Origin of the sequence: Pseudomonas sp. DTU12.1 (assembly GCF_009873475.1) — a bacterium.
In the GTDB taxonomy this organism is placed as follows: Bacteria; Pseudomonadota; Gammaproteobacteria; order Pseudomonadales; family Pseudomonadaceae; genus Aquipseudomonas; species Aquipseudomonas proteolytica.
In genome coordinates this window covers 3,474,736-3,488,955 of record NZ_CP045254.1, presented here as the reverse complement: position 1 = coordinate 3,488,955, position 14,220 = coordinate 3,474,736, and the positions used below count along the sequence as shown (strand labels likewise).

At 64.3% G+C, this 14,220-nt stretch carries 8 protein-coding genes; 4 read left to right on the top strand and 4 right to left on the bottom strand.

What is annotated here, in order from left to right; all coding sequences use genetic code 11:
- Positions 1–23 precede the first annotated feature (23 nt).
- From GDV60_RS15055 to GDV60_RS15045, 3 genes are all read right to left on the bottom strand, one after another.
- Positions 24–536, bottom strand: coding sequence for a MarR family winged helix-turn-helix transcriptional regulator (locus GDV60_RS15055; RefSeq protein ID WP_159907919.1), 513 nt, complete (start codon positions 534–536; stop codon positions 24–26).
- Positions 537–655: 119 nt separating this feature from the next.
- A complete protein-coding gene (locus GDV60_RS15050) occupies positions 656–2,401 on the bottom strand; it encodes an ABC transporter ATP-binding protein (protein ID WP_159907916.1) in 1,746 nt (581 codons plus the stop codon).
- A complete protein-coding gene (locus GDV60_RS15045) occupies positions 2,398–4,119 on the bottom strand; it encodes an ABC transporter ATP-binding protein (RefSeq protein ID WP_159907913.1) in 1,722 nt (573 codons plus the stop codon). Before GDV60_RS15045 ends, GDV60_RS15050 begins: the two co-directional genes overlap by 4 nt.
- Before the next feature lie 31 nt (positions 4,120–4,150).
- Between GDV60_RS15045 and GDV60_RS15040 the strand changes: the two genes are divergently transcribed.
- Genes GDV60_RS15040 through GDV60_RS15030 form a run of 3 tightly spaced genes read left to right on the top strand, consistent with a single transcriptional unit; the run spans position 4,151 to position 10,593 of the window.
- Positions 4,151–5,317: an ABC transporter ATP-binding protein gene (locus GDV60_RS15040; protein ID WP_256679305.1), complete on the top strand. Its 1,167-nt coding sequence runs from the start codon at positions 4,151–4,153 to the stop codon at positions 5,315–5,317.
- Positions 5,314–8,418 (top strand): hypothetical protein, encoded by a 3,105-nt coding sequence (locus tag GDV60_RS15035; RefSeq protein WP_159907910.1) that lies wholly within the window; start codon positions 5,314–5,316, stop codon positions 8,416–8,418. The genes GDV60_RS15040 and GDV60_RS15035 overlap by 4 nt, the downstream gene beginning before the upstream one ends.
- 33 nt (positions 8,419–8,451) lie before the next feature.
- A complete protein-coding gene (locus GDV60_RS15030) occupies positions 8,452–10,593 on the top strand; it encodes a TonB-dependent receptor (RefSeq protein WP_159907907.1) in 2,142 nt (713 codons plus the stop codon).
- Positions 10,594–10,948: 355 nt separating this feature from the next.
- Here GDV60_RS15030 and GDV60_RS15025 read toward each other — a convergent pair whose 3' ends face one another.
- Positions 10,949–12,976 carry a TonB-dependent receptor gene (locus tag GDV60_RS15025; protein WP_256679304.1) on the bottom strand — a complete coding sequence of 676 codons (2,028 nt, stop codon included), beginning with the start codon at positions 12,974–12,976 and terminating at the stop codon, positions 10,949–10,951.
- A 256-nt stretch (positions 12,977–13,232) separates the two neighbouring features.
- On the opposite strand from GDV60_RS15025, the gene GDV60_RS15020 reads away from it, so the two are divergent.
- A complete protein-coding gene (locus tag GDV60_RS15020; RefSeq protein ID WP_104912529.1) occupies positions 13,233–14,216 on the top strand; it encodes a helix-turn-helix transcriptional regulator in 984 nt (327 codons plus the stop codon).
- Positions 14,217–14,220 lie beyond the last annotated feature (4 nt).

Here is a 14,220-nt window from a genome sequence, read left to right as displayed (position 1 = left end):
ATTGAAGCAATTGAACCCCGGGCCTAATGCTCATCCGGCAGTTGCTGAGACAGCGCGTGGCTAGCCGAGATGCAATAGATCGACTCGGACAACGCCTGGCGCTGCTCAAGGCTCAAGCCCTGGATGATGGCGCTGATCCAATCGGTGTGTTCGGCAAACACCTCATCGACCACGCGTTTACCGTCTGCGGTCAGGCTGATGATCAGCTTGCGCCGGTCGGTGGGGTCGGTCTTGCGCTTGATAAACCCGTCGCCCTGCAAGCCATCGAGCAAGCCAGTGACGGTGCCGGTGGTAATCGACAGGCGCGTCGCCAACTCCAGCGGCGACAGCTTGCCGCCGGCACTCTTGAGGGTGAGCATGATGACGAAGCGGCCCTCCGACAGGTTGTAGCGCGCCAGGCGGATGGCACACACACGATTGATCGCGGCCGCGGCCGACAGCAGCTCGAAGCACAGCTTGACACTGTCCCTGACCTCGGCTGGCACCCCATCAAGCTCGCGCAGCATGATGTGGTGTTTGTTCTCTAAAATATTCATAAGGCGCAGTTTATCTTGGCGCCTTACTAAGTCAACATTTTGTTTAATGTCGATGCTGGGCGCCTTCGTCATCGGGATGCGTGTCGCTTTATAGGGCGCCATCGCCGGCAAGCCGGCTTCTACAACGAGGGCCGCTCCTGTTTCAGTCGCCAGCCGCCGGCCCGTTGACGCTCGTGCCAAAAACCGGCGTAACGCCCGTTGTTAGTGAGCAACTGACGGTGGGTACCCGATTCCACGAGGCGACCTTCATCGAGCACCAGGATCTGGTCGGCAGCCATGATGGTCGGCAGGCGATGGGCGATCACCAGCACGGTGGCGCGCTGGATCAGCGTGCCAATGGCGGCTTGCACGTAAGCCTCATTCTGCGGATCGAGTGCCGCCGTGGCTTCATCCAGCAGCACAATCGGCGCGCGCTTGAGCAGGGCACGCGCCAGGGACACGCGTTGGCGTTCACCGCCGGACAGGCTGGCACCCCCTTCACCGACCGGGGTGTCCCAGCCTTGTGGCAGGCGCGCGACGATCTCATCGACGCCAGCCAATGTTGCCGCTTGCGCCAACTGCCGAGGGCTGGCATCCGGGTTGCCGACGCGGATGTTGGCCTCCAGGCTGTCGTCGAACAGATACACGTCCTGCATCACCAAAGACAGCTGCCCCATCAGGGCTTCGCTGGACAGCGCGCGCACATCCACGCCGCCCACCTTGACGCAGCCCGAGCTGGCATCGAAGAAGCGCATCAGCAGGCGGGTGACAGTGGTCTTGCCCGAGCCCGACGCGCCGACAATCGCGGTCATGGTGTTGGGCTGGGCGCTGAAACTCAGGTTCTTGAGCACCGGCGGGCCACTGGGGTAGGCAAAGCCCACGTGTTCAAATTCGAGGCTGCCGGGGGCGGTCATGGGTTGGCTGTGCGCCGGTTCCGCCAGCGGTGGTTGGTGCAGGATGCTCACCAGTTGCTCCAGGTCGTTGCCGGCCATACGCAACAAACCACTGCGCGCGGCGGCCTCCGCCAGGGGCCCGACAAACCGCGCGGCCAGGGCCAGCAAGGCCACCAACTCGATGGCGTCGATCTGTTGGGTCACGGCCAGGGCAATGCCCACGCCAACCAGCAGGGCGAACGCCAGTTGCACGCTCAGGCCTCCGGCCAGCAACTTGGGAAAGGTCTGCGCCAGCATCGAGCCCCCGGCCTGTTGTTGCGCGTGGTTGGCCGCCTGCAACGGCCGATAGCCGCCCTGGGCCTGGCCAAAGGCGCGCAGCACTTGCTGATAGCGGGCAAATTCCACCACGCGGTTGCCGGCTTCGCTGGCGGCGGCTTCGACCCGCGCGTCATTGGCGCCAATGGCATTGGCCGACCAGTGATGGGTGAAATAGATCAGCGGCGCGCACAGTACCGCCGTCAGCCCCAGTCGCCAGTCAAACACAAACAGGGTCAGCGCCACGGTGGCAGGTACCACCACGCCGGACACCACCGGGCCCAGATAATGGGCAAACAACCCGGTGACCATCAGCGTGCCGCTGGTGGCGCTGCGCGACAGTTGGCCGACCTTCTCGCTGTCGAACCAGCCCAGGGGCAGGCGCATCAGGTGCTGGCCAAGGCGCTCATGCAAAGTGGTAAGCACCAGCAGCGCCAGGGCGAACCCCTGCATCGCCTGCTGGTAGTGGGCAATGCAGGTCAGCACCACCATCGCCGCGAGGCCGGCGAGCCAGGTCATGGCCGTCGGCAGGTCGCCGGCAAACAGCGCGTGGAGGATCGGCACCAGTAACGCCACCGCCAAGCCTTGCAGCATGGCACTGGCCACCAGCCAGGCGAGGTAGCGATACAGGCGCGTGGCGTGGCCCGGGCCCAACAAGGTCGACAGGCTGCGGATCATAACGAGGCCTCCAGCGCGCTGGCGTGCCATAACCGAGAGTAGGCGCCGTTGGCCTGCAGCAGTTGCTGATGGCGACCACATTCCACAACGCGACCCTGATCGAGCACGACGATTTGGTCGACATCGCGAATACTCGCCAGGCGATGGGCAATCACCAGTACCGTGCGCCCTCGCGCCAGCGCAGAAAGCGCATCCTGGATCAGCGCCTCGGATTGCGGGTCGGCGTGGGAGGTGGCTTCGTCGAGGACCAGCACCGGGGTGTCCGCCAGCAGCGTACGGGCGATTGACAGGCGCTGGGCCTCGCCGCCGGAAAGAGTCGCGTCTTCGCCAATCACGGACTGATAACCCCGGGGCAGGGCCAGGATGCGCTGATCAATCTGCGCCGCGCGGGCGGCCGCCTGCAATTGCTCATCGCTGGCACCGGGGCAGCCCAGGCGCAGGTTATCGGCCACGCTGCCATGCACCAGTTGCGCATCCTGCAAAACAAAACCGACGTGCCGGTACAACTGGCCCGGGTCGATCTGCCGCACATCGACACCGCCCACCAGCACCCGGCCAGCGTTGACGTCATGAAAACGCGGCACCAACTTGGCCAGGGTCGATTTACCGGCACCGGAACTGCCCACTAAAGCGGTGATCGTACCGGCCGGGCAATACAGGTCGATGCCCTTGAGGATCGGGTGCGCTGCGTCGTAGCCAAACTCGACCTGTTCGAACCTCACATCGTGCCCCACCGGTTCGCGGCAGTGGTCCGGCGTGGGCAGTTCTTCTACGTTCAACAGGGCTTCGATTCGCCCGGCGGCGGCCTGGGCAGTGCGCTGGGCGGCCAGGCTCTGGTTGATCACCAGCAGGGACTGTGGAATGACCACCGCCACCAGCGTCTCGGCAAACAATTGCAGTGGGGTGATCCAGCCGCGACTCAACCACAGGCTGCCCACCCCCAGGCTCACCAGCAGAATCACCGGCACGCTCAGGGCCATGGACGAAATGGCCTCCAGGCGCAGCAAGGGCCGCACCCAGCCGGCGTACTGCTGGCTGAACTGGTTGACTGCCTGTTGATAGCCGCGATGGGCCTGGCCGACGCGACCGAATGCCTTGACTACGGCAATCCCGTGGACGAACTCGACAATGGCTGCGCTGATACGGGTCATGCTCTGGTCCAGCAACTGCATCTTGCTGCCGAAGCCGCGCATCATCAGGGCATAGGCCAGGCTATAGAGCGGCAGAGTCAGCACTGCCATCAGCGCCAGTCGCCAGTTCAGGCTGGCCAGCCACACCAGCCCTGCCAGGGGTGTGACGATGGCGGCGGTACGTTCCACGGCGTGGTGGGCGATCAGGTGATGCAGGTCTTCAAGATCGTCCTGGACTACCTTGCGCACGGCGCCGGAACTCGACTCGGTGTACCAGCCCAGCGGCACGCGTGCGAGCTTGCCAACCAGCGATTCGCGCAGGCTGGCTTGCAAGCGATGGTCGGCCAGGTGTGTCAGCCACAGGGCGGCGCCGCAGGCCATCCAGCCGACACTCAGGGCAATCACCACCCAGCCGGCGCACAGCCACAGGGCTTGCGGTTCGGCAGTGCCGGCCATTAGCAGGCGCGCCAGTTCGGTCAAGGCAACATAGGGCACCAGGTTCACCAAGGCCCCGACGGCGGCGAGCGCCACGCCAAGGCGAATCAGGTGGTTGACCGGGCGTTGCAGGGTGTCTAGGGCGCTAGTCATGGGGTTTCCGTTGGCGTTTACACGGGCACCGATGCTAATCGCTGTCACGTTGGCCGCTACCCGTATCGAGTCGATTGCCCCTCCAATCCGCATGCCGGTGTCGGGCTTGAGCACCGCTGCGGTGGGCCGCGGCGCTGGCGACTGCGCGATACGGTTGGAAATTGACTTGAATCGGGTAGAGCGCACCCGCGTGCGTGGCTACCGTCACGGGCTGTCCCTCTTAAGGGCAATCATTCCCAAACAAGTGCCGCCCGGCAGGCCCGCTGTCCCTGGATCGGGAGCCGGTATCGGCGCGCTGCCCATGGAGTTGCAGATGTCAGTCGATTCGGGTTTGCAGGTGCGCGGCCTGCGCAAGCGCTACAACAACGGCGTACAAGCGCTGCGCGGCGTGGACCTGAGCGTCGGCCCCGGTATGTACGGGTTGCTCGGCCCCAATGGCGCCGGCAAAAGTAGCCTGATGCGCACCTTGGCGACCTTGCAGCAGCCCGACGCGGGCAGCATCCATCTGGATGGCGTGGATGTGCTGGCCGACTCCAACCACCTGCGCCGCCGCCTTGGCTACCTGCCGCAACAACTGGGGGCATATCCGGGCGTCAGCGCACGCGACTTGCTGGACCGCTTCGCCTGGCTCAAGGGCCGTACCGATAGTCGCCAACGCCGCGCAGAAATCGAAGGCCTGTTGGCCAAGGTCAATCTGCAGGATGCCGCGCACCGTGCGCTAGCCACTTATTCGGGAGGCATGCTGCGCCGCTTTGGCATCGCCATGGCGCTGGTGGGTTCGCCGCGCTTGTTGATTGTCGATGAGCCGACGGCGGGCCTTGATCCGGCGGAGCGCAACCGGTTTCACCGGGTGTTGGCGGACGTGGCCGCTGAGTCGATTGTGTTGTTGTCGACCCATATTGTCGAAGACGTCGAGAACCTGTGCAGCCGCCTTGCGGTGTTGGCTGGCGGGCAGATCCTGGTGGAGGGTAGCCCTCAGGCGTTGCTGGGCGCGGAGCAGGGGCGCCTGTGGGCGGCGTCGTTTGGGCGCGGCGAAACCTTGCCGGCGGCCTTGCACGTGGCGGCCAGCCCCGAGGGCAGTCGGGTGATTGTGCAGGGTGAACGGCCGGCCGACCCACGCTTCATGCCCCACGCACCGCGCCTGGAAGATATTTATTACCTGGCGCTGGCCCAGGCCGGCGAGGCGGTCGACGCATGAGCACCTTCGCCCTGATGATGCGTGAAGCCTGGGTGGAAGTGCGCGCCGGGCTGCGCAGTGGTATTCCCTTGCTGGTGTTTCTGGGCCTGGCCGGCTACCTGTTGATGTCCCTGACCAATGCCGATTACGTGCAGAAAATGGGCGCCAGCGACATCCCGCGCAATGCCCCGAGCCTGATCTACTTGATGGCCTGCGGCTGTATGTTTTTCCTGTTTTTTGCCTGGGCCTGGGTGTTCGCCCAGCCCGCCCTGCGGGACCGCAAGGCGCAATTGGAAGAGGTGTTGCTGGCACTGCCGGTGTCGTTGCCGGCGTTGTTATGGGGGCGCTTCATCGGCGCCGCCGTGGTCGGTGGGCTGCTGGCCAGTTCGCTGATTGTCGGTTTCTTATTGAGCCCGGTCCTCGCCTGGCTGGGTTGGGTGCCGGCGGCGAGTATCGGCGCGCCGGCCTGGTTGGCGCTGGGCTTTGCCTGGGTGGCGTTGCTGTTGCCGGTCAGTACCGGTGTGGGCGCTCTGTATTACTGGCTGGCGCTGCGCAGCCGGGGCCTGGCCGCGCCGTTTGCCCTGGCGACGGTGTTGATGTTGCTGTGGATGTTCGCGGTGGTGGTGCTCAAGGGTGGGCATATCAACCCGCTGCTGGCGGCCAGCCTCGATCCGTCGCTGTTTACTTTCGCCCAGGCCCAGGTTGAAACCTGGACCGCAGCGCAAAAATCCCAGGCACTGCTGGACCTCACGCCGGGGTTCTGGCTCAACCGGGGCCTGTGGTGTGTGCTGCCGCTGCTGCTGTTGGCCTGGTCCCTGGCCCGCGCGACGCGCCAGGGCTTGATGGGCCGGCGCAGCGGTGCGGTACTGGCAGAGCCACCGATGCAACTGGCCCTGGATGTGTGCTTGCCTGGCCCGGTGTTGACCAGCCACTGGTCGCGGGCGCTATGGCGCGAAACCTGTTGGCAGACCCGCCAGGTATTTGCACGCAAGGTCTGGTGGCTGGCCCTCGGCCTGCTGGTGGTGATGGGCGTGCTCAGCGGCCTTGTGCATGGGGTGTGGCATGCCCATGGGCCGATGGTACCGCGCGCCGACTTGACGTTGCCGCTGCTGGCCAGCGCGTTGTTCCTGGTGATTGCCTTTATGGTGGCGGCGCTGGTGGGCCTGATCTGCCGGCGTGATGATGTTGAGGGGCTGGGGGCAATGCTGCACGCCACGCCGGCGCCCGTGTGGTTGCGTACCTTCGGTCAGGTGCTGTGTGTGGTGCTCGCCACGCAGGCGCTGGCCTTGGTGCCTGGCATCGCCAGCCTGGTGATCAGCGCGGTGGTTGCGCCAGCCAGCCTGGCCCCAGGGTTTGCGCTGATCTACTCGCTGTTGGTGTTCGCCCCGCCATTGTTGGAGTTGGCGATGCTGACGGTGCTGGTGCATGCGCTGATCCGGCGGTCCGGCCTGGCATACGCCACGTCGATGTTGCTGACGTTTTTCCTGGTGCTCAATCACGAACTGGGACTGGTAAGTTACCCGGCCTATGAAATGGCGATCCCTGGCCACGTGGCGTTGTCGGCGTTGACCGGCTGGGCCCCATGGCTGGCCTATCTCGGCACGCTGGCCAGTTGGAAGCTTGCGCTGTGCCTGGTGCTGGTCGCACTGGCGGCGCTGGCAGTGCCCCGTGGACCGGAGCGGCGGCGTCTTGCCGACCTGGGGGCGCGGCTACGGGGCGTGCCCGGTGTGTTGCTGGCAGTGGGGGTGCTGGTGATGTTCGGCAGCGGTAGCGTGTTGCACCGCCAATTGGTGGTACAGGGCGATTACCAAACCGCTGCCCAGGCCCGTGCCGACAGCGCCGCCTGGGAGCAGCACTGGCTGGGCGGCGCCGGTGCCTTCCAGGTGGCCGGCGGGCAATTGCAGTTGCAGATCGACAGTGCCCAACGCCACGTGCAAGGGCAGTGGACCCTGGAAGGCGTGATCGCCGCCAATGGCCATCTGGATGCCGAGTTGCCAGCGGGTCTGCAGGTGACGGACGCCAGGGTGATGGGCCAGTCGGTGGTGGTTGAGCAAGCCCATGATCATCTGCGGCTGGCCCTGGGTGCCTGTGCGTCGAGCGGTTGCCAGGTGACCTTGCACTGGACTCTGAGTGCCAGCGGTTGGTCGAGCGAGGGCGAGGGGATCTGGCTGAGCCCTCGGGCGGTATGGCTGCAAGCGCGGCAGGTGGTGCCGCGCCTGGGCCTGGACCCGGAACGTGGCTTGCGTGCGCCAGTACAGCGTCTGGCCGCCGGCTTGCCTGCTGTGGCACCCGTGCTGCCCGAGGGGGCGGCGGTGGCCGCGCAAGCGGTTGCACCGGCCGGGGCCTGGCACTGGACCATCGACGCCCAGGGGCAGTCCCTCAGTGGTCGCAGTGAACAGCCGCTGGATTTCGCCTATGCCCTGACCTCGGCGACCGTGACCCATGAACTGGACGGTGTACGAGTGCTGGCCGATGCCAGTCGCCAGACCACCGCCCGCGAGGTGCGCGAGGACCTCGCCGCCATGTCTGCCTGTGTCGCGCAGCATCTGGGCGCCAGTCCACCGGTCAGCGAGGTGAGCCAATGGCCCAGCGGCATGGGGGACAGTCGCCTGAGCAACGGCCACCTGCTGCTGGCCCAGACCCCGGACTGGGACGTGGCGCCAGCCGGCGTCGGGCGCTGGGCACGACGCGCCCACATCGCCGAACTGTTGGCCCGCCAGCGGCTGCTCAGCGCCAGCGACCTGCGCGAACAACCGGGTCATGTATGGCTGAGTCAGGGGGTTGCCGGAGCGTTGGGTTTGCTGTGTGTCGGCGAAGTCGACGGTCCCCAGGCCCGTGCCGCACTGATCGGGCTCAAGGCCGATGACCTGACCCGCTTGCTGGGCAGTGACGGCGAGCCGATCGGTACCCTGGCCAACGCCCGGCAGCAGGGCTGGGCCGCGCCTTATGCGGCCCTGGCCAGCCTCGACTGGGCTGCCAGCCAGAGCGCTGCGCAACTGCTGGACATGACTGCACAAATCCGTACAGGCCAGGGATGGCCCCCCTTGATTCAGGGGCTGCTGGGTGCGCCCTCGGATCAGGTGATCGCCCAGGCGCGCCAGCGTTGGGGCACGCCGCAATGAACCTATCCCTCTCTTATCTGCCTGGAGTTTTGCATGCTTGATCAGTGGCTACTCAAACCGTTACACCACCCGCAGGGTTGGCGCGCCAACGTCCTCACCCAAGCCCTGGCGCTGGCCTTGTCCAGCCAGGCGTGCAGCGCGTTTGCGGCCGACTACCAGCCTCCCGCGCAGGCCCTGGAGCTGGCGCCGGTGACCGTCAGCGCGCGGTTGAACCAGGAAAGTGCCAGGGACATTCCCTTTGGCCTTTCGGTGCTTGACGAGCACACCCTGCAAACCCGGCGCCTGCGCACCCTGGAGGATGCGTTGCGCGGCACCCCGGGTGTGGATGTCAATTCCTGGGGTGGGGCGAATGACGCCAATGTGCGGATTCGTGGCGTGGGCTCGCTGAACCAGATGAGCATGGATGACGGCTCGGTGGTGCTGAACGTCGATGGCGTCCCGATGTCGGTGCGCAACGCAGCCATGGCCACCCTCGATGTGCAACAGGTCGAAGTGCTCAAGGGGCCTCAGGGCACCTTGCTGGGGCGCAACAGCGAGGCCGGGGCGATCAACGTCACCACCCGCAAGCCCACCCGTGAGGTCGAAGGCTATGTGCGGGGTGAAGTCGGCCAGCAAGGCCAGTTCATGAGCGAAGGCGCGGTGGGCGGTCCCTTGACCGAGACCCTGGCCGGGCGCATTGCGGTGCGTCGCAGTGGCTTCGATAACTGGGTCGACAACCAGCAGGATGGCGACCCGATGACCACGCCTCGCGACCTGGCCTTGCGTGGCAGCCTGCTGTGGGACAACGACGCCGGTACCACTGGGCTGCTGGTTGCCGAACGCCAGCGCGCCGAGCACTACGCCGGCCTGGAAATGCTGCGGCCCTTTGGCAACAGCCCACGCCTGGACTACACCCCCGGCGTATTTGACGGCAACCAGAAGACCAATGAGCGCTATTCCTTTGAGCTCAACCATGATCTGGCGCAAGCGCGGATCACCTCGATCACTGCCTACACCAGCACCGACTTCAATGCCGTCAAGGGTTATGACCGCAACATCACCCGTGCACTGTACGGCTCACCCTTCGAATACCTCATTGAGGACTCGGCCCACGAACGGGGCTGGAGCCAGGACCTGCGCCTGGGCTCTCTGCCAGAGGCCGAAGTGTTCTGGGTGGGTGGGGTCAATCTTTCCCGTTCCGAGCGCAATTTCGACTCGAGCAACTTCACCAACGGCGCGCTTCAGCAACGTGAGTTCAGTACCAACAGCTACGCGGCGTATGGCGAGATCACCTTCCCGATTGCCGAAGACTGGAAACTCACCACCGGCCTGCGCCACACCTGGGATCGCAAGACCTACGGCGGTGAATATACGAGTGCAGGCAATCGGGCCAGCGACAGCCGCCAACTGCAAGACAACTACAGCACCGGGCGCGTGGCGCTGGCCTATGCGTTGACGCCGCAGACCAATCTCTATGCGGTGCTTTCCCGTGGCTACAAGTCTGCCGGCTTCAATGATTACGCGACCTCGGTCGCGGACAGTGAGCCGTACAAGGCGGCCAAGGTGAGTGCGGCCGAAGTGGGGTTCAAGCATGAAAGCGAGGGCGGTGCGTTGAGCCTGGAGGGCGCGTTGTTCTTCACCCGGGTACGCGATGACCATTTGTTGGGGTATGACTTCAAGACCGTGGCCGTCAGTGCGGTGAATGCCGACACTCGCAGCAAGGGTGCCGAGCTGTCGAGCACCTGGCACGTTACTGATCAACTGACCCTGGGCAGTGCCGTGAGCTACACCAACGCGCTGGTGACCTCCGATGCGCCGGGTGTTTCTGGCGGCGACGTGGTGGCAGGCAGCCGAGTGCCGGACGTGCCGTTGTGGAGTGGCAACTTCAGCGTGGCCTGGCACAAGGATCTGCCCAACCTCCTGGGCCTGCCGGCACCGCGGCTCAATACATTGCTCAATTACCGCCTGCAGAAAAACCGCCCGGCAGACCCGCAGAACCACTATGACCTCAAGGGCTACGCCAAGCTGGACCTGCACCTGGGCCTGGAAAGCGGCGGCTCGGAAGTCTACCTGTGGGGCGACAACCTGCTGAATGCACGCTATGACTTGTACGGTTCCTACTCCACCGACCAAGTACTGACCGGGATGCCGGCCAGGGGACGGTCGGCGGGCGTGGGTTACAGCTATTCGTTCTGACAGAGGCTTAGCCAACAAACCTTGTAGGAGCTGGCTTGCCCGCGATGGCCATGAGTATCTACACAACTCTTTGATGGTTCTTGGGGTTGGGTACATATCCGTTGCTGCGGTTATGGCGGCTATGGGTTCCGCCCTGACGGCGGCTCACTTTTGAAGAGCCGGAGTGCCGGCCCAGTCCAAAGTAAGCCGCCGTCAGGGCGGAACCCATAGCCGCCGTGACCACAGTAACGGATATGTACACATCCCCAGAAGAGAGAGTTGTGTAGATACTCATGCTGCGATGGCGTCGGCGCTGCCAAGGATGTTGGCTGACCTGCCGCCTTCGCAGGCAAGCCAGCTCCTACAAGGGGATTGATCAGAACTGATAGGTGTAGCCGACGCCCAGAGTACGACGGCGCGCGGGTGCGCCGTAGGCCACTGGGTCGCTGTAGAAACCATAGGTGTCGTAGGTCTGGTTCAGCAGATTGTCGGCATAGGCATATACCTCGCCGAACTTGCTTTGCAGGCCGGCGCGCAGGTCGAGTTTCTCGTAGTTATCCAGGTTGAAATGGTTCTGCGGATCGGCCGCCCGTTCGCCCACCAGGTGGTAGTTGAGGCTGGTGTTGAGGGTGGTGTCACCCAGGCCGGCGTAATTGCCCAATGGGTGCTCCCAGGCGACGTTGAAGTTGCCACTCCAGCGGGGTACATCCGGGGTCCGGTTGCCGGCGGCGACGTCACCGGCCTGGATGCCATTCACAGCACTGGTGATCTTCGCGTCGAGGTAGGTGGCACTGGCGGCCACGGTCAAGCCGTAGTCGAAGCGCCAGCTGCCTTCCAGTTCGGCGCCACGGCTACGGGTGTCGGCATTGAAGGCGTTGGTGGCGAAGGTTGCGGCGTCGTACCCCAGCAGATGGTCGTCGTGTACGCGAGTGAAGAACAACGCGCCGTTGAGGCTGCCACGATGGTCATCGGTTTGACTTTTGAAGCCCAGTTCGGCTGCGTTGCTGACAGCCGCCTTGTAGGGTTCGCTGTCGCTGACCTGTGACGCGTAATCATTGAAACCGCCGGATTTATAGCCTCGCGCCAATTGCACATACACGTTGGTTTGTGGGGTAAGCGCATAGCTCAGGGCGGCGCGACCGGTGCCGTAGTTGTCCGTGAGTTTGCGTGAGTCATTGACTGAAGCATTTGCAGAGAAATACTCGCCGTCATAGGTCTTGCGGTCCCAGGAGTGACGATAGCCGGTGGTCAGTTTCAACTGCTCGGTCAAGGGGAAAGTGACTTCGCCGTAGCCGGCATAGGTGGTCGTGGTGAAGTCGCGAAACTTGGCGCCCGAGGTGCCGTAGGTATTGCGCGGGGTGTCGTAGGTGCGCTCGTTGCGCGCGGCGGCCAGCCCTGTGACCCAGAACACCTCGGCGCCCGGCAGGGAGCTCAGGTGCACGTCCTGGCTCCAGGAGCGCTCAAAGGATTTGTCCACCACCCAGAACTCGCTGGGGGTGCCATAGAGAGCGCCCATCAGCTTGCTGTCATAGGCGATCAGCCCTTCGAAGTCGGCGGTGGAGGTGGCGCTGGTTGAGGTCAGGCGGCTGTTGGCGAAGTCATGTTCGACCTTGATCGCATAACGTTCGGTGGTCTTGTAGTTGTCGTCGAACAGGCCGGGAGTGAGGTCCAGGCTCGGGTCGCTGCCGTATGGGCGCAGCACCAGGGAATTGGTGGCGCGGGTGGTCTTCTGGCGCTCGGCGCTGAACAGCGCGCGGGTGTCGTCGTTGATATCCCACAGCAGGCTGCCCCGGTACGCTTCGTTGCGGGGTTTGGTCTGGGGGTGATGGGTCTGGTCGTTGTCGATCCAACTGTCGTACCCGGCCCGGCGCACCGCCAGGCGGCCGCTGACGTTGTCGGTAAGCGGCCCGCCCACTGCGCCTTCGGTGAGGAACTGGCCTTGCTGGCCGACTTCGCCGCGCACATAACCTTCCAATTCGCGAGTCGGCTGGCGTGTGGTGATATTCACCGCGCCGGCTTGGCCAATCGCTCCGGACAAGGTGCCCTGGGGCCCCTTGAGGACTTCGATGCGGTCCACATCCAGGGTTTCAAAACCCAGGCTGCGTGATGAAACCGGCACACCATCGATATTGAACGCCACCGAGCTGTCATCCATTGACATCTGGTACAGCGAGCCCACGCCACGGATCAGCACATTGAAATCATTGGGCCCGCCGGAGGAGTTGACGCTGACCCCGGACGTGTTGCGCAGGGCGCTCTCCAGGGTATCAAGGCGCTGGGTGCGCAACTGTTCGCCGCTGATTACGCTGAGGCTGATCGGTACTTCCTTGGGGTCCTCTTGCTCCATACGCGCGGTGACGGTCGAAGCCGGCAACTGCACGGTTTGGCTGACCGTGTCGGCCAAGGCTGAATGAGTGAGTGTGCAACCGATAAGAGTTGTTATAGTATAACGAATGTACGGTGATCCACGGCTGGTCGTCGATGGGCTGGGTGCAGACATGATGGGGCCTTGACTGAGGTTTCGGGCAATGCGCGTCGCGGCGGGCGACGGCGGCTAAGGGAGCAACTGCAGCGCGTCAGATGCTAGTGATTATCAATTGCGCGCCTCTACCCCGATGTGGTCTGATTCGAGCCGTATCCGGTCAGCAAGGAGATCCAAGATGTCAGCCACTGAGGAAGAGGCGCGGGCGTTCATGCCGGTCTCGCGGATTATTGCCGACGGTTACGGGGGCGATTTCGGGCCCGGCAACCAGTGTCGGGTCACCCGCGTGACCTTGCAGGGCGGGCTGGATATCGTGCGCTGGCAAAGCACCTTCGAGCAGCCGGTAGAAATGCCCCTGCACGACGATAGCGAGCGCATCCACTTCAGTTTTACCAACCTGCTCAAGGGCAAGGCTTCCTGCAGCTTCCGCGATGGCAGGCGCCAGCGCCGCTATGTCATTGACCAGGGTTGCGGCAGCATCAGTTACGGGCGTTGCCGCGACGGCCTCTATCAGCAGCAGGGCGAAATCGACAACATCACGGTGATGATTCATCCCGACCTGTTGACCCAGTGGGACCTGGAGATCGATCCGAGCCTGTACAGCGCGCTGGCCTGTGACCATTGCTTTCTTGATGGCCACCGTAGCGGCGAAATGACTGCCACTGCCCACCAGTTATCCAATGCCCTGGCGTACGCGCCTGGCCAGCCTCGCAGCCGCTTGTGGCTGTATGGCCAGAGCGTGACTCTGGTCAGCCTGTTTCTGGAAGCGCGGCGTAGCGTGGACTGCGCCTGTCGCCTGAGCGCCCTTGATCGTCAACGCCTGCTGCGCGCCCGCGAGCGCTTGCTGCTTGACCTGGGCAAAGCGCCCAGCCTGTCTGAACTGGCCCGCGAATCCGGAATGAGTCAGCCCAAGCTGACACGCGGGTTCCGCCAGCTGTTCCTCAACAGTGTGTATGGGGTGTTCCAGCAAGCACGCATGACCCAGGCCCGCAGTCGCTTGCTGGAAGGTGACGAGTCGGTGATGCGCGTGGCCTCAGACCTGGGCTACGCCAACGCCAGCCACTTTGCCACGGCATTTCGCAAGCAATTCGGGATCAATCCATCCCTGCTCAAGCAAGGCGGGCGCAGCACCTCGTTGCTGCGGCCTTCCCCTGAGCCGTAAGGCG